Raw genomic sequence first — 26,818 nt, 5'->3', positions numbered from 1 at the left:
CGTCGGCGGGGTTCTGCTCTTTCGCCTTGCGGCGTGTCCACCACATTAGAGGATTTCCCGTCCCGACTCAAAATCGAGCCGACCGGGAGAAATTCCGGCATGCCGAAATCGCCCCGCAAGGGGAATCGCACTCACAACAGTGGGCGCCGCACACAGCGGCAAGAGGAGTCACCCGGAGACACAACGTCCCTGCGGCAACCCGAAGAACATTACAGCACGGCGCGCGACGCGATCAAACCGCCCTCGTATCCCCCGTTCGGATGATGACGGTGTGTCAATGTCCGCCGGTGCCCAGGTCCCTGCTGCGATCGCGCGCCGCCTCGATCGCAGCGAGGAACGCGGCGCGCACGCCGTGGTTCTCCAGCTCCCGGATGGCGTTGATGGTGGTGCCGGCCGGGGAGGTGACGTTCTCCCGCAGGGTCACGGGGTGCTCACCGCTGTCGCGGAGCATCCGGGAGGCCCCGATGGCTGCCTGCACGATCAGGTCGTGTGCCTTGTCCCGCGGCAGTCCGAGCAGGATGCCGGCGTCCGTCATCGCCTCGACCAGGAAGAAGAAGTACGCCGGTCCGGAGCCGGACAGTGCCGTGGCGGCGTCCTGCTGGGACTCCGGGACGCGCAGAGTCTTCCCCACTCCGCCGAAGATCTCCTCGGCACGGGCCAGGTGCTCCTCCCCCGCGTGGGTGCCCGCGGAGATCACCGACATCCCTTCGTCGACCAGCGCCGGGGTGTTGGTCATGACGCGGACCACGGGAGTGCCGGCGGTCAGCTGCTCCTCCACGCGGGTGGTGGGGACCCCCGCCGCCCCGCTGACGACGAGTCGGTCCGCCGGGAGGTGCGGCGCCAACTCCGCCAGCAGTGCGCCCATGTCCTGCGGCTTCACCGTGAGGATGAGTGTGTCGGCGTTCTTGGCCGCCTCCGCGTTGGAGACGCATTCGACGCCGTACCGGACGTGCAGTTCCCGGGCCCGTTCCTCGCGCCGCGCGGTGACCAGCAGCTGGGAGGCGTGGCGGCCTCCCCGGATCATGCCGGAGAGGAGGGCCTCCCCGATCTTTCCGGCGCCCAGGACGGCGATCTTCTGGGTCATGCGGTGCGCTCCTCGTCGGACGACGGTGGCCGCTGTGCGGGGACGATGCGGTGGACGGACGGACGGAGCCGCCGCCCCGGAGGCCATCGTCGCACCCGGGGCACGCGGACGCCGCCTGCGTCCGCGTGCCGGGACGGGGTTCACGCCGTGGTGTGCGACCCGCGCCCCCGCCCCCTGCTCCGGGCTCCGGCCCGTCCCGTCACTGGGTGCGGCGGCGGAGCGTCGCGGCACCGACGCCGAGGACGAGCAGGGCGCTGCCCGCCACGATCACCAGGTCCCGTACGTAGTCCCCGGTCAGGTCGGTGTGGGCGAGCACCTCGTTCATGCCGTCGACCGCGTACGACATCGGCAGCACGTTCGAGACGGCTTCGAGCACCGGCTGCATGGTGTCGCGGGGCGCGAACAGTCCGCACAGCAGGATCTGCGGGAAGATCACCGCGGGCATGAACTGGACGACCTGGAACTCGGAGTTGGCGAAGGCCGAGACGAAGAGCCCGAGTGCCGTTCCCAGCAGGGCGTCGAGCAGGGCGATGATCAGCAGCATCCAGGGCGCACCGGCGAACTGGAGGTCGAGGAGCCAGATCGCGACGCCCGTGGCGAGCGAGGCCTGGACGACGGCCAGGGTGCCGAAGGCCAGGGCGTAGCCCAGGATCAGGTCTCCCTTGCCCAGCGGCATGGCGAGCAGGCGTTCCAGGGTGCCGGAGGTGCGCTCGCGCAGCGTGGCGATGGAGGTCACCAGGAACATCGTGACGAGCGGGAACACTCCCAGCAGCGAGGCGCCGATACCGGCGAACGCCCGCTCGTCGCCGTCGAAGACCAGGAACAGCAGGCACAGCAGCAGTACCGGCACGAACAGCAGGAGCGCGATGGTGCGCGGGTCGTGGGCGAGCTGCCGGAGTACGCGGCGGGCCGTGGCGAGGGTGCGGGTGGCGTTCATGCGCGGGTTGCCTCTTCCTGGGTTCGGGCGTGGTCGACGAGGTGGAGGAAGGCGTCCTCGACGGTCCGGGTTCCGGTGTGGGCACGGAGGCCCTCGGGGGTGTCGTCGGCGAGGATCTGCCCCGCCCGCATGAGCAGCAGGCGTCCGCAGCGGTCCGCCTCGTCCATGACGTGCGAGGAGATGAGCATGGTGGCGCCGCGTTCCCGGACGATGCGGTGGAAGAGGTTCCACAGGTCGCGGCGGAGCACCGGATCGAGCCCGACGGTCGGTTCGTCCAGGACCAGCAGGTCGGGTGTGCCGAGGAGGGCGACCGCCAGCGAGACGCGGGAGAGCTGCCCGCCGGAGAGGGTTCCGGCCAGCGCGTCGGCGTGCGAGGTGAGGTCGACGTCGGCGAGCGCGCTGTCGATCCGGCCGGGGCGGTCGCGCCGTGGAATGCCGAGCACGGCGGCGAAGTAGTCGAGGTTCTGGCGGGCCGTCAGGTCGAGGTAGACCGACGGGTCCTGGGTGACGTAGCCGACGCGGGAGCGCAGCGGCGCCGATCCGGCCGGGGCGCCGAGGACGTCGAGCTCCCCGGTGACCTTCGCCTGCGTGCCGACGATGGCACGCATGAGGGTGGACTTGCCGCAGCCGGAGGGGCCGAGCAGGCCGGTGACCGTCCCGGCGGGGACCTGGAAGGCCAGGTCGTCCAGCACGGTACGGCCACCGCGCACGACGCTGAGGTCCCGTGCGCGGACGGCGGGCATGGCAGTATTCATCATGTGTTGAATAATGCGTGCCGCCGAGGGTGGCCGTCAAGACGGATCCGCACCCTGTCCGCACCGTCCGCCCCCGCCTTCCGACGGGCGGAATCGTTATCGGGCACCACGGGGTGTGAATCGACGCAATACGCCGCAGCGGCGCCGCAACCGGACTTGACCCGCGAGTCACCCCTCACGAGGCTGTGACACCTCCCCCCACCTCATGTCCATGACTCTGTTCCAGAGGTGCCGTCATGCCTTCACGCTTCCTGAGAACCACCCGCCGGTGCGCCACTGCGCCCCTCGCCGCCTCGATCGTGCTCCTCGCCGGAGCAGCTCCCGCACTCGCGGACGACGCCACCTACACCGTGGAGCTGCGACAGGAACTCCCCACCACTGCCACCTCCGGCAGCGGCGGCGTGCCGCAGGAGTCCCGGTCGGGCTGCCCGGGCGTCCCGGACGGCAAGGACGGCTGGCACTTCGTGCTGCCCGGCAACAGCAGCGAGTTCGTCGAACTGGACGTGACCTTCGAGCCCGGGGGCCGGCAGGTGATCACGGACTTCGGGCCGCCGTCCGCCAAGCACGCCTACGCGGCCTCCGAGCCCGGCGCCGAACTGGTCGACGTGTCGGCGCAGGTGCAGGGCGGTGAGCTGGAGCTGTTCAACCTCTCCCACACCTGCCCCGCGGACACCGCACCGGACAACCCGGGTGAGGAGCCGACGGACGAGCCCACCGAGGAGTCCACCGACGAACCGACGGACGAGCCCACCTCGGAGCCCTCGGACGAGCCGGCGCCCGACGGATCGGACAGCCCGGAGACCCAGCCCGAGCCGACCGTCTCCGCATCCGGCTCCCCGGCCGTCGCCGGCGGCCAGATCGGGGACGACAGCCCGGAGGGCGACCTGGCCACGACGGGTTCCAGTGCACCGGTGGGCGCCCTGGCGGCGGGCGCGGCGGTGCTGGTCGGCGCGGGAGGCTACCTCGTGATGCGGCGCCGCAAGGCCGCCCGGCAGGACTGAGCACACCCGCGTCCTCGCGGCGCGGAACAGCGGTGGTGTCGCCCCCGGCGGAAGCGGGGCGGCACCACCGACGTGTCAGGAGCCGCCGTCGGGCCGCGCGGGCTCGACCCGGCGGCCCGGGGCGGCCGAGGTGACCGCCCGCCGCGTCTCGGTGATCTCCTCCACGGTGCGCTGCTGGAGCGCCACGTTGTCCTCGAGCAGCTGCGCGTACTTCTGCGCCAGGTGCTTGTACTGCTCCTCCCGCGCGATCGACGCCCGCGCTCGCCACGTCGCCGCCACCTGCCACACCACGACGATGAGCAGCAGGAAGAACCCGCCCGCACCGACGGCTCCGACGATCTCCGCACCGTCCGTCACTGCGCTCGTCTCCTCCATGTCGCCTCCTCCGTCGAAGGGGCCGGGGCCGGCCCCTCCCGAGAACGTCGCACGGGCGGCCCGGCAGGGCGGGCAGGACGAGCGGAAACCGGGGAGGTCTCAGGGATGTCCCCTACGCCGGCCCGGGGCGGGTCAGCGCCTGCGCCGCCGCTTCGCGGGGTTGCCGGTGCGCGAGGAGCGGCGGCGCCGGTGGCGTGCGAGGGCCTGTTCGTAGTCCTCCCGCAGCAGCTTCTCGCCGGGCGCCTCGACCAGGCTGCGCAGGGCGTACGCGAGCAGGACGCCGATGAACCCCACGATCATGAGGCTGCGGAAGGCGCGCTCCCGCGTCTCGTCCAGCGCGTCGGGCCGCCGCGTCCAGCGCTTCATGCTGCGGGAGAAGGCCAGCGAACTGCAGACGGCGAAGGTGACCACGGTCATCACCCGGACCGTCCCGCCCACCTGCGCGACTGCCAGCCCCTGGTACGCGAGCCGCAGCGCCACGGCGCCGACCGCGGCCAGCAGCAGCGCGCCCAGGCCCAGCAGCAGCCGGCGCAGGGCGTAGCCGCCGGAGTGGTCGACCCAGGTCGTGCCGTGGAACAGGAGCTGTCCGGGGCGCGGACGGTTCGGGTCCTCGTCGGTGTACTGGGCGTCGCTCATGCGGTCGATTATGACGGGCGCCCGACGCGGGGTGGTGCCGGGCCGTGCCCGGAGGCTCAGCCGCCCAGCAGCGAGACGTCCCGGACCGCGCCCTTGTCCGCGCTGGTGGCCATGGCGGCGTACGCACGCAGCGCGGTCGAGACCTGGCGCTCGCGGTTCCGGGGGGCGTAGCGGCCGCCCAGGGCTTCGCGGCGCGCGGCCAGTTCGTCCTCGGGAACCATCAGTTCCATGGTCCGGGCGGGGATGTCGATGCGGATGGGGTCGCCGTCCTCGACGAGGGCGATCGTGCCGCCGGCGGCCGCCTCGGGGGAGGCGTGGCCGATGGAGAGGCCGGAGGTGCCGCCGGAGAAGCGGCCGTCGGTGATCAGTGCGCATTTCGCGCCGAGGCCGCGTCCCTTGAGGAAGGAGGTGGGGTAGAGCATCTCCTGCATGCCCGGTCCGCCCTTGGGGCCCTCGTAGCGGATGACGACGACGTCGCCCTCCTTGACCTGCTTGCCCAGGATCCGCTCGACGGCCTCCTCCTGGGACTCGCAGACGACGGCGGGCCCCTCGAAGGTCCACACCGACGGGTCGACGCCCGCGGTCTTCACCACGCAGCCGTTCTCGGCGAGGTTGCCGTGGAGGACGGCGAGTCCGCCCTCCGTCGAGTAGGCGTGCTCGATGTCGCGGATGCAGCCGCCGGAGGCGTCGGTGTCCAGGGAGTCCCAGCGTTCCGACTGCGAGAAGGCGGTCGCGGAGCGGACGCAGCCGGGCGCCGCGTGGAACAGTTCGATCGCCTCGGCGGACGCCGAACCGCCGCGGATGTCCCACTGCTTGAGCCAGTCGGCGAGGGAGGCGCTGTGCACGGTGTGGACGTCCTCGTTGAGCAGTCCGGCGCGGTTCAGCTCGCCGAGGATGGCGGGGATGCCGCCGGCGCGGTGCACGTCCTCCATGTAGTACGAGCCGTTGGGCGCGACCTTGGTCAGGCACGGCATGTGGCGCGAGAGGGCGTCGATGTCGGGCATGGTGAAGTCCAGCCCGGCCTCCTGGGCGGCGGCCAGCAGGTGCAGGATCGTGTTGGTGGAGCCGCCCATGGCGATGTCGAGGGCCATGGCGTTCTCGAAGGCGGCGCGCGAGCCGACGCTGCGCGGCAGGACGGTCGCGTCGTCCTCCTCGTAGTGGCGCCGCGTGATGTCCACGACGGTCCGGCCCGCGGCCTCGTACAGCTCCTTGCGCGCGGTGTGGGTGGCGAGCGTGGAGCCGTTGCCCGGCAGCGAGAGGCCGATGGCCTCGGTGAGGCAGTTCATGGAGTTGGCCGTGAACATGCCCGAGCAGGAGCCGCAGGTCGGGCAGGCGTTCTCCTCGATGAGGGCCATGTCGTCGTCGGAGACCTGCTCGTTGGCGGAGTCGGCGATCGCGGAGATCAGATCCAGCTTGCGGACCGTGCCGTCGACGAGGGTGGCCGTGCCGGACTCCATGGGCCCGCCGGAGACGAAGACGGTGGGGATGTTGAGCCGCATCGCGGCCATCAGCATGCCGGGGGTGATCTTGTCGCAGTTGGAGATGCAGATCAGTGCGTCGGCGCAGTGCGCCTGCGTCATGTACTCGACGGAGTCGGCGATGAGGTCGCGGGAGGGCAGCGAGTAGAGCATCCCGCTGTGGCCCATGGCGATGCCGTCGTCGACCGCGATGGTGTTGAACTCGCGCGGCACTCCGCCCGCCGCCTTGATCGCGTCGGACACGATCCGCCCGACGGGCTGCAGGTGGGTGTGACCCGGCACGAACTCGGTGAAGCTGTTGGCCACGGCCACGATGGGCTTGCCGAAGTCCTCACGCTCCACGCCCGCGGCGCGGAGGAGGGCGCGGGCACCCGCCATGTTGCGGCCGTGCGTGACGGTGCGGGACCTCAGCTCGGGCATCGGGCTCACTCCCTGATCGGCGTCGTCGCGGCCCCCGGCGCACAGAGTGCGACTCCGAGGTTACGCCCGAGCGTACGCCCGTCGGCCCGGGATCCGGACACGCCTCCCGGATGCCGAGACAGCGGGGCCGCTGCGCGGCTCAGTCGGCCGAGGCTCCGGTCAGATGGTGCTGCACGACGGGGGTGAGGCGTGCGATCAGTTCCTCCGGGTCCGCGGAGGCGAGCGGTTCGATGCGGATCACGTACCGCAGCAGCGCGGTGCCGACCAGCTGGGCCACCGCGAGTTCCACGCGCTCGTGCCCGTCCGGGCCGGGGAACTGCTGAGCGAGGCGGTTGACCAGGTTCCGGGCGACGAGGCCGCGGAAGATCCCCGCCGCCGTCTCGTTGTTCACCGCGGACCGCACGATCGCCAGCAGCGGCTCACGGGTCGCGGGGTTCTCCCACAGACCGAAGACGAACCGGACCAGCCGTTCCCCGGCCTCGTCGGGTCGCGCGGCGGCGACCTCGTCCGGCCCGGTCAGGGCGGGTGCGAACGCGTTCTCCACGGCCGCCTCGAAGACCTGCTCCTTGCTGCCGAAGTAGTGGTGCACCAGCGCGGGGTCGACGTGCGCGGCCCGGGCGATGCCGCGGATCGAGGCCTTGTCGAAGCCGCGTGCGGCGAACTCGGCGCGTGCGGAGGCGACGATGCGTTCCCGCGCGGGCGGCTCGCCCGAGGTCCGTGCCGTGGCGGACGGCCGGCCGCGCCGTCGCGGTCCGGGCCCCGCCGGTGCCGCGCGGGGGGCGCCGTCCCGCCCTTCGCGGGGCGTCACGACCGCCTCGCACGGAACGACGACGGCCCGCCGCTTCCCGGACTGCCCGCGGCGAGATGGTGGCGGGCGTAGGCGAGCGCCTCCGCGAGGTCGGCCTCACGTTCGGCGGCCGACATCGCCCGCCGGGTGTTGACCTCGATCACGACGTGGCCGTCGAACCCGCTGCCGCCGAGGTGCGTCAGCAGTTCCGCGCACGGCTGCGAGCCGCGCCCCGGCACGAGGTGCTCGTCCTTGGCCGAGCCGTTGCCGTCGGCGAGGTGCACGTGGCCCAGCCGGTCGCCCATCCGCTCGACCATGGCGAGCGTGTCGCTCCGCGACGTCGCGCTGTGCGACAGGTCGAGGGTGAAGTGCCGGTAGTCGTCGTTGGTCGGGTCCCAGTCGGGGGCGTACGCGAGCATCTCGCGGTCCCGGTAGCGCCAGGGGAACATGTTCTCCACCGCGAAACGCACATCGGTCTCGTCGGCCATCCGCCACACGCCGCTCACGAACTCCCGGGCGTAGGCCCGCTGCCAGCGGAAGGGCGGGTGCACGACGACGGTGGACGCACCGAGGCTCTCCGCCGCGGAGCGGGCGCGCTGCAGCTTGGTCCAGGGGTCCTTGGACCAGACGCGCTGCGTGATCAGAAGACACGGCGCGTGCACCGCGAGCACGGGCACGCCGTGCAGGTCGGAGAGGCGGCGGAGCGCGTCCACGTCCTGGCTGACGGGGTCGGTCCAGACCATGACCTCCACACCGTCGTACCCGAGCCGGCCGGCTATCTCGAACGCCGCGGCGGTGGATTCCGGGTAGACGGAGGCCGTGGACAGAGCCACCTTCGGCCCGGCTCCCGGATGTCCCTTCGCAGGTCCGAGCCGGTCTGCGTCCGCGTCCGCTTCCCACGGGGATGCTGCTGCCACGGAGGACAGCCTACGGCCGGGCGGCTGCGGTCCGGGCGGACGTCCGCGTCACGCACGTCGCCCGGGCACCGCGGAAGCTGCCCGTCAGGGCCGCGCCGACGGCGTTGAGCTGCGATTCCCCGGTCCGCCGCAGGTGGGGCCGCCACGGCGAGGACGCGGACGTGACACCGCTCACGGTGCCTGCGGGCGGGCGTGCCCTCCCCCCTGCGGGCCGGAGACGCGCACCACGTCCTGGCGCAGGTGGTCCAACCGGCGGAGGATGACGCCCTCCCGCAGTGCCCAGGGGCAGATCTCCAGGGTGTTGACGCGGAAGAGGTCCATCACCCCCTCCGCTACCAGCGCCCCTGCGACCAGCTGCTCCGCCCGCCCCTGCGAGACGCCCGGCAGTTCCGCCCGCTCGTGCGCCGGCATGGCGGCGAGCTTCGGCACCCACTCGTCCAGCGAGGTGCGGGCCAGTTCCCGCTGCGCGTACAGGCCCTCGGCGGAGCGGGCCGCGCCCGCGAGACGGGCGAGCTGCTTGAACGTCTTCGAGGTGGCCACCACGTGGTCCGGTTTGCCGAAGCGCGTGAACTCCCCGACGATGCGGGCGATCTCGGCCCGCACGTGGCGCCGGAGGCCGCGGACGTCCTCGGGCGCCGGCGGGTCGCCGGGCAGCCGGGCCGCCGTGAGGCGCCCCGCCCCCAGCGGCAGCGACACGGCCGCGTCCGGTTCCTCGTCCAGTCCGTAGGCGATCTCGAGCGAGCCGCCGCCGATGTCGACGACCAGCAGGCGCCCCGAGGACCACCCGAACCAGCGGCGGACGGCGAGAAAGGTGAGCCGCGCCTCGTCCTCCCCCGACAGGACCTCCAGCTTCACGCCGGTCTCCGCGGTGACGCGCTCCAGCACCTCGTCCGCGTTCGCCGCGTCCCGCACCGCGGAGGTCGCGAAGGGCAGGACGGACTCGACGCCCTGGTCCTCGGACACCTCCAGCGCCTCGGAAACGGTGGAGATCAGCCGGTCGATCCCTTCCTCCCCTATGGCCCCCTCGTGGTCGAGCAGCTCAGCCAGTTTCAACTCCGCCTTGTGCGAGTAGGCGGGAAGGGGACGCGCACCGGGGTGCGCGTCCACCACCAGCAGATGGACCGTGTTCGAACCCACATCCAGGACACCGAGCCTCATGGGGAGCAACGCTAGCGGGCCCGGGCCGCCGGGCGCTTACCCTGTGCGGTGTGGGTAAGACGAAAGCCGCGAAGCGGCGGAAGCAGGACGGCGACCGGGCCTCCCCGGCGCGCAGCGGGCCGCGCGCCGAAGAGGTCGATCAGGACTTCGCCCGTGCCTGGGTGGAATTCCCCGACCCGGCGGACGACGAACAGGTCTTCCGCTGCGACCTCACCTGGCTGACCTCCCGGTGGCAGTGCATCTTCGGACAGGGATGCCAGGGGATCAGCAGCGGCCGCTCCGCGGACGGCTGCTGCACCCTGGGCGCGCACTTCTCCGACGAGGAGGACGAGCGCCGCGTCGCCGAACACGCCGCACGGCTCACGCCCGAGCTGTGGCAGTTCCACGACGTCGCCCAGGAGTCGGGCTGGGCCGAGGAGAACGAGGACGGCGAGCGCCAGACCCGGCGCTGGCGGGGAGCCTGCATCTTCCACAACCGTCCCGGCTTCCCCGGGGGCGCGGGCTGCGCACTGCACACCCTCGCGCTGCGCGAGGGGCGGGAGCCGCTGGAGACGAAGCCGGACGTGTGCTGGCAGCTGCCGGTGCGCCGCACCTTCGAGTGGGTCGAGCGGCCGGACGGCGAGCAGGTGCTGTACGTCTCGATCGGGGAGTACGACCGCCGCGGCTGGGGGCCGGGCGGCCACGACCTGCACTGGTGGTGCACCTCGGCGCCCTCGGCGCACGGCGCGGGCAAACCGGTGTACGAGTCCTACCGCCCGGAGCTGATCGAGCTGATGGGAGAGGCCGCGTACCACGTACTGGTCGGCTTCTGCGAACAGCGGCTCGCCGCCCAGCTGCCGTTGGTGGCACCGCACCCGGCGGATCCGGAGCAGCGGTAGCCCCGGCGGGCGCACGGGCGGCCGGGCACGGCCGGCAGCACTAGCTGCCGCCCGTGCCGGGTTCCGATTGCGAGGCGCTGGGAGTCGGCTCAGGGTCCGGCGTCGGCGAGGCGTCACCGGTCGCCGACGGGTCCGGCGACGGCTCGGGCTCCTCCGACGGCTCGGGGTCCGGTTCCGGATCCGGGGACGGCGTCGGCTCCGCGGAGGTGGGCGGCTGCTCCGTGCCTCCCCCCGGGTCCTGCGGCCCGCCGCCGGGTTGCTGGCCGCTGCTTCCGCGCCCCTCCAGGGTGACGACGGCGCCGACCGGTCCGATGCCGATCCGCGCCGACCAGGCGCCCGCGGGCTCGCGCGCCTCGACGACGGACACCACGACGGACACCGACTCGCCGGGTTCCAGAACACCCGCGGACCGGCTCAGCACCAGCCAGTCGGCGCCGGTGGACGCCGACCAGCGGACGGTGGCGTCGCCGGTGGCGGTGAGGGTGATCAGCGTGCCCGAACCGGTCGGAGCCGCTTCGACCGTGAGACTGCGCCGCAGTGCCGAAGGGCTGCGGGAGGAACTGCCGTCGCCCCCTTCGACACGGACGTCGACACGTGACGCGGAACCGCCCTTGCTGTGCCGGCCCGGCCCCGGCTCGACCCTGCCGACGTTCTGGTACACCGGCTCGCCCGCGGCCTCCGGCGCATCCCGCTCGGTGGAGGAGACCGGCGAGGTGCTGCGCCCCTCCCCGGTGAGCGGGGCCCCGCGGTAGGCCGCCCAGAGCGCGAGCACGGGAGCGGCGATCACGGTGGCGACGACTGTCGTGGTGACGGCGCGGCTGCGCAGCCGTTCGCGGCGCGCGGCCCGGTCCTTGACCTCGGCCGGGAAACCGTTCCTGCCGAAGCGGGGGCTGTGCTGGCACCGGGCGCGCTGCGCGGCACGGACCGCAGCGTGAACGGCCGGGCGCGGCGCCTCGAGCAGGGCCAGGGCTCCCGGACCGGTCGGTGCCGTGCCGGGCCATCCCAGATCGGCCATCGCCCGCTCGGCGGCCCGGCGGCACTCCGCGCACTCGTCGACGTGGCGGACGAGTTCCCGGCGCAGCCCGGAACCCATCAGCAGACGGTCGTCCCCGGAGAGGCGTCCGACCAGTGGGCAGCCGCCCGACTCGACCACGGCCAGTGCGGCACGGGTGCGTTCCACCTCGCAGGCGGCGCTGGTGAGCAGATCCCCGGCGGCCTCGCGGGTGAGGGAGAGTGCCGCCGCGACCTCCCGGGTGGGCAGCCCGTGCCGCACGGAGAGTTCCAGGGCCTCGCGCTGCTCCGGGGTGGTGCCTGCCGCCTCTGGCCAGGCGAGGGCGGCGAGTTCGCGACGGCGCTGCGTGGCGGCCGCACCCGAGACCTGGTGCGGGACGGCGGGTTTGCGCCCCGCCCGGCTCTGCTGGGCGAGCCGCCGCAGGCAGGCCCACCGGGCGAGGGCGTACAGCCAGGGGCGGTGCATCCCGCGGTCGGCGGGAGCACGGCCGCGGGCGTGCTGGCGCTCGGCCACGGCGAGCGCCTCTCCCAGCGCGGCGGTGGCGCTGTCGTGCTCGCACATGACCGACAGGCAGTAGGTGAACAGTCCGTCCAGGCAGGCCTCGTAGCGCTCCGGGCGCGGAGCGGGCGTGGGCCGGCGCACCGGGTGCGCCCGGTGTGCGCCGGTGGTGTGCGTGGAGTGCTCGCGCCTGTTGCTCATTCGGCGACGGTAGGACGGAAGCACCGCACGGCCCGACCCACTTGAGCCGTTTTCATGCTTCCGTGTCGCCATCTCGCCCGAAGGGGTAATCCGGGCGTACCCGGGGTGACGCCGGATCGGTTCCGCGTTCGACACCGGAGGAGGACCGCGGCCCCCGGCAGCCGCGGGGCCGCACCTCCGGGTCCGGGTCCCGGAGGGAGGGGCGCAGGGGGGCGCGGGATCGGACCGGACCGCCGGAGGGGCTGTCGGCGCACGCGGCTACGGTGAACGTCATGGCTGCCCGCAAGTCGTCCGCCAGGGACCGTCCTTCCTACCGCTGCACGGAGTGCGGCTGGACCACCGCCAAGTGGCTCGGCCGCTGCCCCGAGTGCCACGCCTGGGGCACCGTCGAGGAGACGGGCGGAGCACCCGCCGTGCGGACCACCGCCGCCTCGCGCGTCGCGACCCCGGCCCTGCCGATCGGCCAGGTGGACGGCCGGCAGGCGACCGCGCGCGGCACGGGCGTCCCCGAACTCGACCGGGTGCTGGGCGGCGGTCTCGTCCCCGGGGCGGTGGTGCTGCTCGCCGGCGAGCCGGGCGTGGGCAAGTCGACACTGCTGCTGGACGTCGCGGCCAAGGCGGCCGGCGAGCAGGCGCGCACCCTGTACGTCACGGGTGAGGAGTCCGCGGGTCAGGTACGGCTGCGTGCCGACCGCATCGGCGCAATCAGTGACCACCTCTTCCTGACCGCGGAGACGGACCTGTCCGCGGTACTCGGACACCTGGACGAGGTCAAGCCCTCGCTGCTGGTCCTGGATTCGGTGCAGACCGTGGCCTCGCCCGAGATCGACGGCGCGCCCGGGGGCGTGGCGCAGGTCCGGGAGGTGGCCGGGGCACTGATCCGGGCCTCGAAGGAGCGCGGCATGTCCACCCTGCTGGTGGGCCATGTCACCAAGGACGGCGCCATCGCCGGCCCGCGGCTGCTCGAGCACCTGGTGGACGTGGTGCTGCACTTCGAGGGCGACCGGCACGCCCGGCTGCGCCTGGTGCGCGGGGTGAAGAACCGCTACGGCGCGACCGACGAGGTCGGCTGCTTCGAACTGCACGACGAGGGAATCACCGGTCTCGCCGACCCCTCCGGACTGTTCCTCACCCGGCGTGACGAACCGGTGCCGGGCACCTGCCTGACGGTCACGCTCGAGGGGCGGAGGCCGCTCGTCGCCGAGGTGCAGGCGCTGACGGTGGACACGCAGATCCCCTCCCCCCGGCGGACCACGTCCGGCCTGGAGACCTCGCGGGTGTCGATGATGCTCGCGGTGCTGGAGCAGCGGGGGCGGATCAACGCCCTCGGCAAGCGCGACATCTATACGGCGACCGTCGGTGGCGTGCGGCTGTCGGAGCCCGCCGCGGACCTCGCGGTGGCCCTGGCGCTGGCGAGCGCCGCGGGCGACACACCGTTGCCGCAGAATCTCGTGGCGATCGGCGAGGTGGGTCTGGCAGGCGAGGTGCGGCGTGTCACGGGCGTGCAGCGGCGGCTGGCGGAGGCGTCCCGGCTGGGCTTCACGCACGCGCTGGTGCCCGCCGACCCGGGCCGTGTCCCGCCCGGCATGCGCGTGCGGGAGGTGGCCGACGTGGGTGAGGCGCTGCGGGTGCTGCCGGCGGGCCGGCAGCGGACCGGGAAGGCCGCGGGGGCCCAAGAGCCCCAACAGGAGGAGACCCGCCGGTAGACTTTTCCCCGGTCTCGCCCGTCGGCGGCGTCACGGTGCGCGGCACGTGTGTACGACAATCACGTACGAGAGCCTGTGCAGGCGTGGCCGTACCCGCGAGTGCGCGACGAACCCGACGCCGACAGGCACCGCACGACCGAAGGAGTCCAGTGGCAGCCAACGACCGGGCAACGACTCCAGGCAGGACCGGCAGCAGCTCCCGAGCCGACAGCCTGATGCGCGCCTCGCTGAGCGCGGTCGCCCCCGGCACAGCCCTGCGCGACGGACTCGAGCGGGTGCTGCGCGGAAACACGGGCGGACTCATCGTCCTCGGCATGGACCGGACGGTGGAGTCGCTGTGCACGGGCGGGTTCGTCCTCGACGTGGACTTCACCGCCACCCGGCTCCGCGAGCTGTGCAAGCTGGACGGCGCGCTGATCCTCGACCGCGACATCACCAAGATCGTCCGGGCGGGCGTGCAGCTCGTGCCGGACGCCGCGATCCCGACGGAGGAGACCGGTACCCGTCACCGCACGGCGCAGCGGGTCTCCATCCAGACCGGCTGTCCGGTGGTGTCGGTCAGCCAGTCGATGCGGCTGATCGCCCTGTACGTGGGCGGGCAGCGGCGGGTGCTGGAGGACTCCGCCGCCATCCTCTCCCGCGCCAACCAGGCGCTCGCCACGCTGGAGCGGTACAAGCTGCGGCTGGACGAGGTGGCGGGCACGCTGTCCGCCCTGGAGATCGAGGATCTGGTGACCGTCCGGGACGTCTCGGCCGTCGCGCAGCGCCTGGAGATGGTGCGGCGCATCGCCACCGAGATCGCCGAGTACGTGGTGGAGCTGGGGACCGACGGCCGTCTGCTGTCGCTGCAGCTCGACGAACTGATCGCCGGTGTGGAGCCGGAGCGGGAACTCGTCGCCCGGGACTACGTGCCGCAGCCCGGGACCACGGGGCGGCGTGCCCGCACCGTGGTGGAGGCGCTGGGCGAACTGGACCGGCTCACGCACACCGAACTCCTGGAACTGCCGACGGTGGCGCGTGCGCTCGGGTACTCGGGGTCGCCGGAGACGCTGGACTCGTCGGTGTCGCCGCGCGGGTTCCGGCTGCTGGCCAAGGTGCCGCGGCTGCCCGGCGCGGTGATCGACCGGCTCGTGGACCACTTCGGTGGGCTGCAGAAGCTGCTCGCGGCCAGTGTGGACGACCTGCAGACGGTGGACGGCGTGGGCGAGGCCCGCGCGCGCTCGGTGCGGGAGGGGCTGTCGCGGCTCGCGGAGAGCTCGATCCTCGAACGCTACGTCTGACGAACTCCCCGCCCTCCGGCGGGAAGGCCCCCGGGGCGTCCGCCGTTCACGCGTTCTTCAGGACGAGATCGGTCCGCTTCGTCGTCAGGCCCGGGACCTCGGCCTCGATCTCGTACTCGCCCGCGGGGGCCTTCCCGCCGGAGGGCGAGGCGCACTGGGGCTTGCTGCGCTCGCGGTCCCACTCCAGGTCGTGCACCGAGGTGCCGCCCGCCGGGACCTCGACCCAGGCGGCCGCGCGGCTCGGCGGGCAGTCCGCGGAGGACCACACCCGCTGCCCGTCGGCGTCGGTGACGGTGACGACGGTCGCGGTGCGGCCGAGGTCGACCCGGCACGCCCGGTCGCCGTCGTTGCGCAGCGTCAGCTTCAGGGTCGGTGTCTCGTCGGGCCGGTAGGTGGGCTGCAGGCTGCGGAAGCGGACGGTGACGTCGCCGCGGGCGCAGTCGGGCGTGCCCGCCGTGGCCGGGATGCCGTCGCCGCCGGTGAGACTGCCGCTGGAGCCCGGGAGGGCCCCGCCGGACCCGGAGTCACCTGCGGACCCCGAGGAGCCCGTCGAGCCCTCGCCCGAGCCGCCCGCGCCGCCCCCGGAGCCCTCCGCGCCGCTGTCGGCGTCGTCGCGGCCGCCGGGGCGCTCGGTGACCGGCGGCACCGAGTCGGTCGGGCCGGGCGTGATCGGATCGTCGGGCCCGCGGCTCTCGTGGCCGCCGCCCGGTGCCTTCTGGCTCTGCGGACCGGTGTCCGAGCCGAGACCGAGCGCCCACACGGCGGCCAGTACCAGCACCCCCATCAGGGCAAGCGCAACGGCCCTCCGCCGCCAGTAGATTGCGGAGGGAAGCGGTCCGATCGGATTGCGCAGTGATCCCACGGCGGAAACCTTACGAGACATCAGGCGCCCCACGACCCCCACCCGCCGCCGGATCGGGCAACTTTTCCGATGAGCGGGCCGTGGCAGGGGCCCGGATGCGGTCCCGGCGGCCCGCCGAAAGGTTTTGCGCGTGCACCCGGGGGACCTCGCCGCGTGCCCTTTTCAGTGCCGCGCGACGCCGTGCAAGGATCGATGGGCCATGACTGCGACCACTGAGACAGCCGCGAACGCGACCCCGGACCACGACCGGACAGACCTTCACACACCAGTCGTCGACTGGTTCGATGCGCATGCCCGTGACCTTCCCTGGCGTCGCCCCGAAGCGGGTGCCTGGGGAGTCATGGTGAGCGAGTTCATGCTGCAGCAAACCCCTGTGAACCGGGTGCTGCCGGTGTACGAGCAATGGCTCGAACGCTGGCCGAGACCCGCCGACCTTGCCGCCGAGGCACCGGGGGAGGCCGTACGCGCCTGGGGCCGGCTGGGCTACCCCCGGCGCGCGCTGCGGCTGCACGGCGCCGCTGCCGCCATAGCGGAACGGCACGGCGGCGACGTCCCCAAGAAGCACGCCCAGTTGCTGGCGCTGCCCGGCGTCGGCGAGTACACCGCGGCCGCGGTGGCCTCGTTCGCCTACGGCCAGCGCCACGCGGTACTGGACACCAACGTGCGCCGGGTCTTCGCGCGGGCCGTGACCGGCCGCCAGTACCCGCCGAACGCCACCACGGCGGCCGAGCGCAAGCTGGCGCGGGCCCTCGTCCCGGAGGACGAGAAGCTGGCCGCCCGGTGGGCGGCCGCCACCATGGAGCTGGGCGCGCTGGTGTGCACGGCGCGCAGCCCGGAGTGCGGCCGCTGCCCGATCGCCTCGCAATGCGCGTGGCAGCTCGCGGGTGCGCCCGAGCACCAGGGGCCACCGCGCCGCACCCAGGCCTACGCGGGCACCGACCGCCAGGTGCGGGGCAGGCTGCTGGCGGTGCTGCGCGAGGCGACGGCTCCCGTGCCGCAGGTGGTGCTGGACCGCGTCTGGCACGAGCCGGTGCAGCGCGCCCGCGCGCTGGACGGCCTGGTGGCGGACGGTCTGGTGGAACCGCTGGCCGGCGGCACCTACCGGCTGCCGCAGACCTGACCCCGCCCCGCCCGGCACGTCCCCTGCTGCCTCCGCCGACCGGCGGGGGCAGCAGGGCGTGCGACCTGGGCCGGGCACCGGTCGCGCGGGCCGTTCCTCCGGTACGGTCGGTCGTGACGGTCCACGGTGGACGGTCAACGGCGCTCGCAGGGGGATGCATGTCGCAGGATCGGAATCTCCGCGCCTCGGACGCCGACCGCGAACAGGTCGTGCAGGAGCTGGGCGACCACCTCGCCGCCGGGCGGCTCGACACCGCCGAGTTCGAGGAGCGGGCCACAAAGGCCCAGGCAGCCCGCACCCTGGCCCAGTTGGACGAACAGCTGGCCGACCTGCCCGCAGAGCGCGAGCGCCCCGGAGGCGCCTCCCCGGTGCCCCCGGAGGGACGGCAGCCCGCGACGGTCGCGCACGCTCCCGCCGCCGCCCTCCGGCACGGCCGGGCGGGCTACGGGTCCTGGTTGTCCGTCAGCCTGGTGGTCACGGCCGTCTGGGGCTTCAGCTCCCTCGCCGCGGGCGAACTCCAGTCGTTCTGGCCGGTCTGGGTCATCGGCCCGTGGGGGCTGGCGATCCTGGTGGGGCACGGCTTCGGGCGGGCGAAGCGGCGACGCTGACCGGCGCGGCGTGCGCGCTCAGGCGCCGACGGCTCCGTCGACGCCCTGGCGGAGCAGGTCGGCGTGGCCGTTGTGCCGGGCGTACTCGTGGATCAGGTGCAGCATCACCAGGCGCAGCGAGACCTCCTCGCCGCTGCGCGGGTTGACGCCCGTCACGTCCAGCGACATCGCCTCCCGCTCGATGCGGCGACTGTGCTCGGCCTCGGCCCGCCAGGCGGCGAACGCCTCGGCGCGGTCGGCGCCGCGGGCGTCGTACGCCTCCTGGAAGTCGCCGCGGTCGCTCCAGACCAGCGGCAGCTCCTCCCCGGCGATCGTCCGCCGGAACCAGACGCGCTCGACCTCCGCCATGTGCCGGACCAGGCCGAGCAGCGAGAGCGTCGACGGCGGCATCGACTGCCGGCGCAGCCCCTCCTCGGCGAGCCCCTCGCACTTCATGGCCAGGGTGGCGCGGTGGTAGTCCAGGAAGTCCCGCAGCATCTCCCGCTCCCCTGCGGTCGGCTGCGGACCGGTGCGCGTGTCGGTCAACGTCTCCCCCTGCTCGGCTGTGCTGCGCCCTGCGGGCCTGCTCCAGGAGAAACGGTATCCCGGCGGTGCTGCCGGGCCGCCCCCACCACGCTCGTGCGGGGCCTGGTTCCTCCGCGACGGGTCGACGGGCCTCGTCCAATGACTAGGCTGGGAATGACGACCTGTCATCAACTGCCGCTGCTCCAGCGGTACATGACCAACCCGGGGGAGCCAGATGCAACCCGCCGTCCGTCTCGCTTCCGGTGTCGCAGCGCCCCTGGTGCGGGAGCTGTTCGCCCCCGCGCCACGGCAGGTCGAGGGCGAGGAGCTGATCGCCGCCGCGGTGTCGTTCCGCGGCGCCGGACCGACCTGCAGCTACGCCGACCTGGAGCGGCTGGCGGCACGGTTCGTGCGGCGCGGGCTCGACGGGCGGGAACTCCCGGGCGACGAGGAGGCCGCGGTCGCGGCCGTGCTGGCGCAGACGCTCGCCGTGATGGGCGAACTCGACACCACCGACGTGCAGGCCGTGCGCATGGGCCCGCAGGACTGGGCGCGGCAGTTGCGCTCCCACGTGCCCGGCGCCGGCCGGGGGCTGTCGGAGGAATCGGCGTGGTTCCACGACAGTCTGCTGGTGGCGGTGTGCCTGCACGTGCTGCACCTGCTTGTCGAGCGCTCGGCCCACATCGCCGAACGACTGCCGGAGAGGAGCCACCGCATTCGGCAACTCGTGGATCTGGGGGACGTGTCGGCGCTGCGGGCGAGCACACCCCCCTCGCCCGAGGACGCGGCGTTCGAGGAGCGGTACCTGCGCAGCGTCGTCGAGGAGTTCAACCGGGTCACCATCTACGGCATCGACCTGCCCAATCCGAACACGCCGGACAGCTGGCCGCTGGAGGCCACCTACCTGAGTCTCGGGGCCGAGTTCGACACTCCCGGCGCCACCGGCGACGGGGCGCCTCCCGCCATGCCCGCGGACCGGGCGCTGGCCGGGCAGGAACGCGTGGTGCTGCGCGGCGTCGCGGGCTCGGGGAAGACCACGCTGGTGCAGTGGCTCGCGGTGGCGACCGCGCAGGGGAGGCTGCCGGAGGAGCTGGCGGCGCTGCGCGGGCGGGTTCCGGTCGTGCTGCCGGTGCGCCGCTTCGCCCGTGACGGGTTCCCCGCGCCGGACGACTTCCTGGACGCCGTGCGGCACCCGCTGGCCGACAGCGCGCCCGACGGGTGGATGGTGCGGCTGCTCGCCGGAGAACGGGCGCTGCTGCTCATCGACGGGATCGACGAGGCGCCCGAGGACCAGCGGCACACGGTGCGGGACGCACTGCGCCGGCTGATGCGCATACACAGCGGCAACTTCTGTCTGGTGACGGCGCGACCGGCTGCCGTGGGCGCCGCGTGGCTGGCGGACGAGGGGTTCGACGAGCTGACGCTCGCACCGATGAACCGGGACCAGGTGTCCGCGTTCATCACCGCCTGGCATGCGGCGGCCCGTACGGACAGCGGCAACGACCACGCGCACCTGGGCGCGTACCGGGACCGGCTCCTGCAGTCGATCCCGCTGTACCGGGAGCTGCGCGGACTGGCGACGAACCCGCTCATGTGCGGTCTGATCTGCGCGCTGAACCGGGACAGGTCCGGCTCGCTGCCCAAGGGGCGCCGGGAGCTGTACGAGGCGGCGATGGAGATGCTGCTGCAGCGCCGCGATCCCGAGCGCCGCGTGTTCTACGCGGACCGGGTGGAACTGCAGCGCACGGCCCGGGAGCGGCTGCTGCGGAAACTCGCCTACCGCATGCTCGTGGAGGAGCGGGCGGTGCTGGACGAGTCGGCCGCCGTGGAGGAGGTGGAGCAGTGCCTTCCGGCGATTCCCGCGACGGCGGGGCAGGGGAGTCCTCGGCAGATCTTCGCCCATCTGTTGCAGCGGACCGGTCTGCTGCGTGAACAGGCCGACGGTGCGGTCGAATTCGTCCATCGCACGGTTCAGGACTACCTGGCGGCGAAGGAGGCCGTGGAACGGGGCGATTTCCGCCTGCTGCTGGAGCACGCCCACGAGCCGGAGTGGGAGGAGGTGATCCGCATGGCGGTCGCACACGCGCGGCCCGACGAGTGCGCGGCCCTGCTGGCGGGGCTCATCGCGCCGGGCAGGGTCGGCATGGAGCGGAACCGGCGCCGTCTGCTTGCCGCGGCGTGCCTGGAGCACGTCACCGAGCTCGATCCGGAGACCCACGGGCGGATCCGCAGGGAGACCCGGAACATGGTGCGGCCGGCGAGCGTGGCCGCGGCCCGCGGCCTCGGCTGGGTCGGGCCGATCGTGCTGGAGATGCTGCCCGATCCGACCACGGTCTCGGACGAGGAGGCCTACCGGATCGCGGTGACGGTCACCCGGATCAACGACGACGCTGCGGTGCACTATCTTGCGCGGCTCCGGGAACGTCCCGCGCTGCCACTCGCCCTGCGCGCTGAACTCATGCGCGGCTGGCGGAACTTCGACACCGACCGGTACGCCGAGGACGTGGTGCGCCATCTGGACCCGGAGGGGCTCTACTTTCCGGTCACCGACCGCGTGGAGCTGGCCGCTCTCGCGAAGCTGGGCGGCCGCGCATGCGTGCAGGTGGCGGGACGGTTCGCCCCCGAGGAGCTGCTGGAGGCGCTGGGCGAGGGGCCGTTGCGGCACCTGTGGCTCGCCTACGACCTGGGGGTCTCGATGGAGTGGCTCGCCCGGTTCCCGTCGCTGACGACGCTGCGGGTGAACCCGCGGCTGCCGCGTGTCTCCGGGGTGCCGGAGGGCATTCGCCTCATCTCCTGAGACGGCGGGCGCCCCCGGCCTCCGCGCGGTCCCGCACGCACGCCGCGGGCCCGGCATCCGCGGGGCGGATGCCGGGCCCGGGTGCGCCGAGCGTGTGGCCCTCGGCGGCCGTTCAGCTCTCCTTGGAGAGGTTCGGCGTGCTGCCTCCCGCCGCGGCCTCGGTGGGCGGGGCGTCGGGAAGGTCGGCCTTCTGCTCGCCGCGGAAGGTGAAGGTCCTGTCGTTGCCTTCGCCCTCGGTCTCGACGACCACGATCTGGCCGGGCCGCAGTTCGCCGAAGAGGATCTTCTCGGAAAGGACGTCCTCGACCTCGCGCTGGATCGTCCGGCGCAGCGGCCGGGCGCCCATGACGGGGTCGTAGCCCTTCTTCGCGAGCAGGTCCTTGGCCTCCGGCGACAGCTCGATGCCCATGTCCCGGTCCTTCAGCCGCTCGTCGACCTGAGCGATCATCAGGTCCACGATCTGGATGATGTCCTGCGGGGTGAGCTGGTGGAAGACCACCGTGTCGTCGACACGGTTGAGGAACTCCGGGCGGAAGTGCTGCTTGAGCTCGTCGTTGACCTTGGCCTTCATCCGCTCGTACCCGGTCTGGACGTCGCCCTGGCCGGCGAAGCCGAGGTTGAAGCCCTTGGAGATGTCCCGGGTGCCGAGGTTGGTGGTCATGATGATGACCGTGTTCTTGAAGTCGACCACCCGGCCCTGGGAGTCGGTCAGGCGACCGTCCTCCAGGATCTGCAGCAGCGAGTTGAAGATGTCGGCGTGGGCCTTCTCCACCTCGTCGAAGAGGACCACGGAGAACGGCTTCCGGCGCACCTTCTCGGTGAGCTGGCCGCCCTCCTCGTAGCCCACGTATCCGGGCGGGGAACCGAAGAGGCGGGAGACGGTGTGCTTCTCGCTGAACTCCGACATGTCGAGGGAGATCAGCGCCTCCTCGTCGCCGAAGAGGAACTCGGCGAGCGTCTTGGACAGCTCCGTCTTACCGACACCGGACGGCCCCGCGAAGATGAACGAGCCACCGGGCCGCTTCGGGTCCTTCAGGCCGGCACGGGTGCGGCGGATCGACTGGGACAGCGCCTTGATGGCGTCCTCCTGGCCGATGACGCGCTTGTGCAGCTCGTCCTCCATGCGGAGCAGCCTCGAGGACTCCTCCTCGGTGAGCTTGAACACCGGGATGCCGGTGGCCGTGGCCAGGACCTCGGCGATCAGCTCCTCGTCGACCTCGGCGACGACGTCCATGTCGCCGGCCTTCCACTCCTTCTCCCGCTTGGCCTTCTGGCCGAGAAGCTGCTTCTCGGTGTCGCGGAGCGAGGCGGCCTTCTCGAAGTCCTGCGAGTCGATCGCGGACTCCTTGTCGCGGCGGACGTTCGCGATCTTCTCGTCGAACTCGCGCAGGTCCGGCGGCGCCGTCATGCGGCGGATGCGCATCCGGGAGCCGGCCTCGTCGATGAGGTCGATCGCCTTGTCCGGAAGGTAGCGGTCGGAGATGTAGCGGTCGGCCATGGTGGCCGCTCCGACCAGGGCGGCGTCGGTGATGGAGACGCGGTGGTGCGCCTCGTACCGGTCGCGCAGTCCCTTGAGAATCTCGATGGTGTGCGGCAGCGACGGCTCGGCGACCTGGATCGGCTGGAAACGGCGCTCCAGGGCCGCGTCCTTCTCCAGGTGCTTGCGGTACTCGTCGAGCGTCGTCGCGCCGATGGTCTGCAGTTCGCCGCGGGCCAGCATCGGCTTGAGGATGCTGGCGGCGTCGATCGCGCCCTCCGCGGCACCCGCACCGACGAGGGTGTGCAGCTCGTCGATGAACAGGATGATGTCGCCGCGGGTGCGGATCTCCTTGAGGACCTTCTTCAGGCGCTCCTCGAAGTCACCGCGGTAGCGGGAACCGGCGACGAGCGCGCCCAGGTCCAGTGTGTAGAGGTGCTTGTCCTTGAGTGTCTCGGGCACCTCGCCCTTGACGATGGCCTGCGCCAGCCCCTCGACGACGGCGGTCTTGCCGACGCCGGGTTCGCCGATGAGCACCGGGTTGTTCTTGGTCCGGCGGGACAGGACCTGCATGACCCGCTCGATCTCCGTCTCGCGCCCGATGACCGGGTCGAGCTTCGATTCGCGGGCGGCCTGCGTGAGGTTGCGGCCGAACTGGTCCAGGACGAGCGACGTGGACGGCGTGCCCTCCGCGGGGCCGCCGGCAGTCGCCGCCTCCTTGCCGCCGGAGTATCCGGAAAGCAGCTGGATGACCTGCTGCCGCACCCGATTCAGGTCGGCGCCCAGCTTCACGAGGACCTGGGCGGCGACGCCCTCGCCCTCGCGGATCAGCCCGAGCAGGATGTGCTCGGTGCCGATGTAGTTGTGGCCGAGCTGCAGGGCCTCCCGGAGTGACAGCTCCAGAACCTTCTTGGCACGGGGGGTGAAGGGGATGTGGCCCGAGGGCGCCTGCTGGCCCTGGCCGATGATCTCCTCCACCTGCTGGCGGACCGCCTCGAGCGAAATCCCGAGGCTCTCCAGGGCCTTAGCGGCGACACCCTCTCCTTCGTGGATCAGTCCCAGAAGGATGTGCTCGGTGCCGATGTAGTTGTGGTTGAGCATCCGGGCTTCTTCCTGAGCCAGGACGACAACCCGCCGCGCACGGTCGGTGAACCTCTCGAACATCGTTAATCGCTCCTCAGAGCGGTCAGGCAAGGAGGGGTCGGTCCCCTCCCCGTCCTTCCGCAGCTTAGTCCCGCAACGGGGGACCGCTCATTCCGACTGCCGACACCCACCCTCGGGCTCCCGCCCCGGACGGCCGGCAACAGTTCCAACCCAAGGGTGCGAGACGATGTTCCCGCAGGCCAGGCGTATTCACGCTGATCCAGTACGCCGACGGCGAACGACCACGGTTCGACACGCCGACAGCCCCCCTCCATCGTCTCTTCGTCCCCCCGTCCCACAAGGGTTTTCTTACCCTGCGGAACCGACGCTGCATGCATCGTGCACGCTGCGTGTCGCACGTATCCGCTGCTGGCGAACAGGGATGCGTCGCCCGGGTCCGGGGCCCCGGGCGACCGCGGGCCGCACGTCCCGCACATCTCTGCGTGCCGCCCCGGGGACGGCACGCGTCGCGGGAGGCCACGGCCCCCTGGCTGCGGCCTCCCGCGACGGGAAGCGCGTCGCACGGCCTGCCCGCGCCGGAGAGCCGGGGCGCCCCGGGGCCGTCAGCTTCGGGGCCCCGATCCGGCACGGCCTTCCGGCGCCACGGCGGCCGAATACCGCCGGGCATTCCTGGGGCGTCAGCCGTTGGCCTTCTCGTAGGCCTCACGGATGTTCGCCGGAACACGACCGCGGTCGTTCACCTCGTAACCCTGCTCCTTCGCCCAGGCGCGAATCTTCGCGGTGTCCTGGCTGGAAGCGGAGGAGCGGCCCTTTCCACGGGAAGAGCGACCGCCGGTGCGGCGACCGGCCTTCACGAACTCGGACAACGCGTCACGGAGCTTGTCCGCGTTGGCGGTGTTGAGGTCGATCTCGTAGGTCTTGCCGTCCAGGGCGAACGTCACCGTCTCGTCCGCCGTACCGCCGTCGAGGTCGTCGAGAAGAAGGACCTGAACCTTCTGCGCCACGGGGGTCTCCATTCATCTTCGATAACGGATTACAGATACCGACGTGGAAAGGAAACCGCTTTTCCGCGAGAAACTCAAACCCTTGCCGTGTTTGGATGACTGCGACCCCAGCGTACACCGACATCTTTCGGACATCGCGGACGCTACAGATGGAGCAGCATCCTCCTGTTCCCCAAGGTGTTCGGTTTCACTCGTTCGAGATCGAGGAACTCGGCGACGCCTTCGTCGGGGGAACGCAGGAGCTCGCTGTAGACATCGCCGTCGACCGGTGCGTCCCCGATCTCGGTGAAGCCGTGGCGGGTGAAGAAGTCGACTTCGAAGGTGAGGCAGAAAATGCGGCGCACACCCAGCCAGCGGGCGGTCTGCACCAGCTTCTCCAGGAGGAGATGCCCCACACCCGAGCCCTTCAGCGCGGGATCGACCGCGAGAGTTCTGACCTCGGCGAGGTCCTCCCACATCACGTGGAGAGCGCCGCAGGCGACCACGGCGGCATCATGGTCGCGTTCCGCCACCCAGAACTCCTGGATGTCCTCGTAGAGCGTCACGGTGGCCTTGTCGAGGAGGATGCTGTCCGCCACGTAGGCGTCGATGAGCCGGCGGACCGCACGCACATCCGTGGTCCGCGCCCGGCGGACGCTGACGGCGGGACGGGACCTGCGCGCGGCGGCGGAAGAAGCGGGTTCGCGGGTGGTGCGCGGATCGGCCATGCCCGCGACGTTATCCCCCGGAAGAGTCAACGTGCACACCGCTCAGGTGGACGACCCGCAACGCGTCCCGGAGCGCGTCGGACTGCTCGGTGGACATCATGCCGAAGAAGTCGACGAGTGCGGCCGCACTGCTGCCACTGGTGGACCACGCCTCATGCATGAGCGCCGCCGAGTAGGCGGCTCTCGTCGAGACGGCGGCATAGCGATAGGCGCGGCCCTCCTGTTCCCGCCGCAACCAGCCCTTCTGATGAAGGTTGTCCAATACCGTCATCACCGTGGTGTAGGCGAGGGAGCGCTCTGCTTGCAGGTCCTCCAGCACCTCTCGCACGGTGACCGGGCGGTTCCATTGCCATACCCGTGTCATGACGGCGTCTTCCAGCTCTCCCAATGGCCGAGGCACGGAAGAATAATAGGCGCAGATGTCGCGAATTCAGCCGTCCGTCGTGCGTTCGGCCGCGTCCGCGACGTCATCACGGGCAACCGAACGGGCGTTCCGGTTGTCACCCGCGAGTGCGGCGGCGTCGACCGCCGCGTCCTCCTTGGCCTTGTTCATGCCCCCCTGGTTCTTCACGATCGTCACCACCAGCGCGGTGAATCCGATCGCCATCACGAGCGGCGGGGTGAGGGCGGCGAGGTATTCCATGGCGCGAAAGCTCCTTGCGGCGGTGCGCGCCACGTGCGTCGCAGGACGGCACGGGACGCGACAGCGGATACGCGGCAGCCCGGTTCCGACGGGGCCGCCCCTCAGCGTAGCGCCGCCGGCCCCCGGCACCGCGGGAGCGGTAGCCGGGGGCCGGCGTCCGGGAGCACGGGAGCCTCGCGGCGTGCGGTCGGCCGCGGGCGGGCGGCGTCAGGCGGGGAGCGCTTCCTCGGGCGGCGGAGCCGGGCGCCGTCGGGGCGGGAACACCTCGCCCGGAGTCGGCACGGGACGCCGGGACGGCGACGGCTTGCTCGGCTCCTCGCCGGGCTCCTGGGCGGGCTTCTTCCCGGGCTCCTTCCGCCCGGGCTCTCCCGGCTCCTCGGCGGGCTTCCCCGGCTTCTCCTCGCCGAGCTCGGGAGTGCACCAGCGGCCGCCCGGCAGCGCGAGCAGCCCGCTGCGGGCGGCTTGCTCCGCGAGCCGCCCGCAGCGCTCCAGCAGCGCCCGACGGCGACCGGCCTCCGCCGGACCGGACGGCGCGCCCGCAAGGGCGGCCAGGGCTCTCAGGTCCTCGGCACGGGGAAGGTAGCCGGCAGTGAGCGCGTCCTCGAGCAGCCCGAGATAGCCGGCGGCGGAGCCGGGCAGGGCGGCACGGTAGCGGGCGAGGTCCGCGAGCACGAAGGACCGGAGCCGGTACCCCTCGCGCTCCGCCTCGTCGAGCGCCTCGGCGAGCTGCAGCATCTCCCGGGCCGCGGGAGCGGAATCCGGGCTGGAGCGTAGGGCGACGGCGAGAGCGCCTCGGAGCACACGCAGCTCGTCGGCGCTGAACGCCACGCCACCTCGGGAACCGTAAGGCGTAGGCATGCCACAACCGT

At 72.4% G+C, this 26,818-nt stretch carries 25 protein-coding genes; 7 read left to right on the top strand and 18 right to left on the bottom strand.

The window, feature by feature from the left end; genetic code table 11:
• Positions 1 to 274 precede the first annotated feature (274 nt).
• From proC to ACL06G_RS16880, 3 genes are all read right to left on the bottom strand, one after another.
• Positions 275 to 1,084 carry a pyrroline-5-carboxylate reductase gene (gene proC, locus ACL06G_RS16890; protein WP_412836249.1) on the bottom strand — a complete coding sequence of 270 codons (810 nt, stop codon included), beginning with the start codon at positions 1,082 to 1,084 and terminating at the stop codon, positions 275 to 277.
• Between the two features lie 199 nt (positions 1,085 to 1,283).
• Positions 1,284 to 2,021 (bottom strand): ABC transporter permease, encoded by a 738-nt coding sequence (locus tag ACL06G_RS16885; RefSeq protein ID WP_412786396.1) that lies wholly within the window; start codon positions 2,019 to 2,021, stop codon positions 1,284 to 1,286.
• Positions 2,018 to 2,779 carry an ABC transporter ATP-binding protein gene (locus ACL06G_RS16880; RefSeq protein ID WP_412836248.1) on the bottom strand — a complete coding sequence of 254 codons (762 nt, stop codon included), beginning with the start codon at positions 2,777 to 2,779 and terminating at the stop codon, positions 2,018 to 2,020. The genes ACL06G_RS16885 and ACL06G_RS16880 overlap by 4 nt, the downstream gene beginning before the upstream one ends.
• Positions 2,780 to 3,012: 233 nt before the next feature.
• Here ACL06G_RS16880 and ACL06G_RS16875 point away from each other — a divergent pair, with 233 nt between their 5' ends.
• Positions 3,013 to 3,777: an LAVTG motif-containing sortase-dependent surface protein gene (locus ACL06G_RS16875; RefSeq protein WP_412786394.1), complete on the top strand. Its 765-nt coding sequence runs from the start codon at positions 3,013 to 3,015 to the stop codon at positions 3,775 to 3,777.
• Between the two features lie 75 nt (positions 3,778 to 3,852).
• On the opposite strand, the gene ACL06G_RS16870 is transcribed toward ACL06G_RS16875, so the two are convergent.
• The 6 genes from ACL06G_RS16870 to ACL06G_RS16845 all read right to left on the bottom strand — a co-directional run bounded on the left by ACL06G_RS16870 (position 3,853) and on the right by ACL06G_RS16845 (position 9,548).
• The gene (locus tag ACL06G_RS16870; RefSeq protein WP_412786393.1) at positions 3,853 to 4,152 is read right to left on the bottom strand and encodes a hypothetical protein; all 300 of its coding nucleotides are present in this window, start codon (positions 4,150 to 4,152) and stop codon (positions 3,853 to 3,855) included.
• A gap of 132 nt (positions 4,153 to 4,284) precedes the next feature.
• Complete coding sequence (locus ACL06G_RS16865; protein ID WP_412786392.1) at positions 4,285 to 4,788, bottom strand: hypothetical protein; 504 nt, start codon at positions 4,786 to 4,788, stop codon at positions 4,285 to 4,287.
• 56 nt (positions 4,789 to 4,844) lie between these two features.
• The gene (ilvD, locus tag ACL06G_RS16860; protein ID WP_412786391.1) at positions 4,845 to 6,686 is read right to left on the bottom strand and encodes a dihydroxy-acid dehydratase; all 1,842 of its coding nucleotides are present in this window, start codon (positions 6,684 to 6,686) and stop codon (positions 4,845 to 4,847) included.
• Between the two features lie 139 nt (positions 6,687 to 6,825).
• Positions 6,826 to 7,494: a TetR/AcrR family transcriptional regulator gene (locus ACL06G_RS16855; protein WP_412836247.1), complete on the bottom strand. Its 669-nt coding sequence runs from the start codon at positions 7,492 to 7,494 to the stop codon at positions 6,826 to 6,828.
• Complete coding sequence (locus tag ACL06G_RS16850) at positions 7,491 to 8,306, bottom strand: sugar phosphate isomerase/epimerase family protein (protein ID WP_412836252.1); 816 nt, start codon at positions 8,304 to 8,306, stop codon at positions 7,491 to 7,493. Before ACL06G_RS16850 ends, ACL06G_RS16855 begins: the two co-directional genes overlap by 4 nt.
• A 255-nt stretch (positions 8,307 to 8,561) precedes the next feature.
• Positions 8,562 to 9,548, bottom strand: a complete 987-nt coding sequence (locus ACL06G_RS16845; RefSeq protein WP_412786389.1) for a Ppx/GppA family phosphatase — start codon at positions 9,546 to 9,548, stop codon at positions 8,562 to 8,564.
• A gap of 50 nt (positions 9,549 to 9,598) precedes the next feature.
• Between ACL06G_RS16845 and ACL06G_RS16840 the strand changes: the two genes are divergently transcribed.
• The gene (locus ACL06G_RS16840; RefSeq protein WP_412786388.1) at positions 9,599 to 10,426 is read left to right on the top strand and encodes a DUF3109 family protein; all 828 of its coding nucleotides are present in this window, start codon (positions 9,599 to 9,601) and stop codon (positions 10,424 to 10,426) included.
• A 40-nt stretch (positions 10,427 to 10,466) separates the two neighbouring features.
• Here the strand turns inward: ACL06G_RS16840 and ACL06G_RS16835 are convergent, their stop codons facing one another.
• Positions 10,467 to 12,137: an RNA polymerase sigma factor gene (locus ACL06G_RS16835; RefSeq protein ID WP_412786387.1), complete on the bottom strand. Its 1,671-nt coding sequence runs from the start codon at positions 12,135 to 12,137 to the stop codon at positions 10,467 to 10,469.
• Positions 12,138 to 12,409: 272 nt separating this feature from the next.
• Between ACL06G_RS16835 and radA the strand changes: the two genes are divergently transcribed.
• Together radA and disA are read left to right on the top strand one after the other, a co-directional pair.
• A complete protein-coding gene (gene radA, locus ACL06G_RS16830; RefSeq protein WP_412836246.1) occupies positions 12,410 to 13,843 on the top strand; it encodes a DNA repair protein RadA in 1,434 nt (477 codons plus the stop codon).
• Between the two features lie 149 nt (positions 13,844 to 13,992).
• Positions 13,993 to 15,123: a DNA integrity scanning diadenylate cyclase DisA gene (gene disA / locus ACL06G_RS16825; protein WP_412786385.1), complete on the top strand. Its 1,131-nt coding sequence runs from the start codon at positions 13,993 to 13,995 to the stop codon at positions 15,121 to 15,123.
• A 46-nt stretch (positions 15,124 to 15,169) separates the two neighbouring features.
• Here the strand turns inward: disA and ACL06G_RS16820 are convergent, their stop codons facing one another.
• Complete coding sequence (locus tag ACL06G_RS16820; protein WP_412836245.1) at positions 15,170 to 15,907, bottom strand: flagellar hook assembly protein FlgD; 738 nt, start codon at positions 15,905 to 15,907, stop codon at positions 15,170 to 15,172.
• Between the two features lie 277 nt (positions 15,908 to 16,184).
• Here ACL06G_RS16820 and ACL06G_RS16815 point away from each other — a divergent pair, with 277 nt between their 5' ends.
• A complete protein-coding gene (locus ACL06G_RS16815) occupies positions 16,185 to 17,105 on the top strand; it encodes an iron-sulfur binding domain-containing protein (RefSeq protein ID WP_412786383.1) in 921 nt (306 codons plus the stop codon).
• A gap of 158 nt (positions 17,106 to 17,263) precedes the next feature.
• Positions 17,264 to 17,713, top strand: a complete 450-nt coding sequence (locus tag ACL06G_RS16810; protein ID WP_412786382.1) for a DUF1707 SHOCT-like domain-containing protein — start codon at positions 17,264 to 17,266, stop codon at positions 17,711 to 17,713.
• A gap of 18 nt (positions 17,714 to 17,731) precedes the next feature.
• Here the strand turns inward: ACL06G_RS16810 and ACL06G_RS16805 are convergent, their stop codons facing one another.
• Positions 17,732 to 18,190, bottom strand: a complete 459-nt coding sequence (locus tag ACL06G_RS16805; RefSeq protein ID WP_412836251.1) for a DinB family protein — start codon at positions 18,188 to 18,190, stop codon at positions 17,732 to 17,734.
• A gap of 262 nt (positions 18,191 to 18,452) precedes the next feature.
• Here ACL06G_RS16805 and ACL06G_RS16800 point away from each other — a divergent pair, with 262 nt between their 5' ends.
• Positions 18,453 to 21,014, top strand: coding sequence for an NACHT domain-containing protein (locus tag ACL06G_RS16800; RefSeq protein ID WP_412786381.1), 2,562 nt, complete (start codon positions 18,453 to 18,455; stop codon positions 21,012 to 21,014).
• A gap of 112 nt (positions 21,015 to 21,126) precedes the next feature.
• Here ACL06G_RS16800 and ACL06G_RS16795 read toward each other — a convergent pair whose 3' ends face one another.
• From ACL06G_RS16795 to ACL06G_RS16770, 6 genes are all read right to left on the bottom strand, one after another.
• Positions 21,127 to 23,655: an ATP-dependent Clp protease ATP-binding subunit gene (locus tag ACL06G_RS16795; protein ID WP_412786380.1), complete on the bottom strand. Its 2,529-nt coding sequence runs from the start codon at positions 23,653 to 23,655 to the stop codon at positions 21,127 to 21,129.
• A 617-nt stretch (positions 23,656 to 24,272) separates the two neighbouring features.
• Positions 24,273 to 24,599, bottom strand: a complete 327-nt coding sequence (locus tag ACL06G_RS16790) for a histone-like nucleoid-structuring protein Lsr2 (protein WP_412786379.1) — start codon at positions 24,597 to 24,599, stop codon at positions 24,273 to 24,275.
• 143 nt (positions 24,600 to 24,742) lie between these two features.
• Positions 24,743 to 25,306: an amino-acid N-acetyltransferase gene (locus ACL06G_RS16785; protein WP_412786378.1), complete on the bottom strand. Its 564-nt coding sequence runs from the start codon at positions 25,304 to 25,306 to the stop codon at positions 24,743 to 24,745.
• Between the two features lie 10 nt (positions 25,307 to 25,316).
• Positions 25,317 to 25,706 carry a BlaI/MecI/CopY family transcriptional regulator gene (locus tag ACL06G_RS16780; protein ID WP_412786377.1) on the bottom strand — a complete coding sequence of 130 codons (390 nt, stop codon included), beginning with the start codon at positions 25,704 to 25,706 and terminating at the stop codon, positions 25,317 to 25,319.
• A gap of 30 nt (positions 25,707 to 25,736) precedes the next feature.
• Entirely contained in the window at positions 25,737 to 25,949 is a 213-nt protein-coding gene (locus tag ACL06G_RS16775) for a hypothetical protein (RefSeq protein ID WP_412786376.1), read from the bottom strand.
• Between the two features lie 207 nt (positions 25,950 to 26,156).
• Positions 26,157 to 26,807 carry a hypothetical protein gene (locus ACL06G_RS16770; protein WP_412836244.1) on the bottom strand — a complete coding sequence of 217 codons (651 nt, stop codon included), beginning with the start codon at positions 26,805 to 26,807 and terminating at the stop codon, positions 26,157 to 26,159.
• Positions 26,808 to 26,818 lie beyond the last annotated feature (11 nt).

It is taken from the genome of Streptomyces callyspongiae, assembly GCF_047200695.1.
Lineage (GTDB): Bacteria > Actinomycetota > Actinomycetes > Streptomycetales > Streptomycetaceae > Streptomyces.
This window is presented reverse-complemented; position numbering and strand designations above follow the sequence as displayed.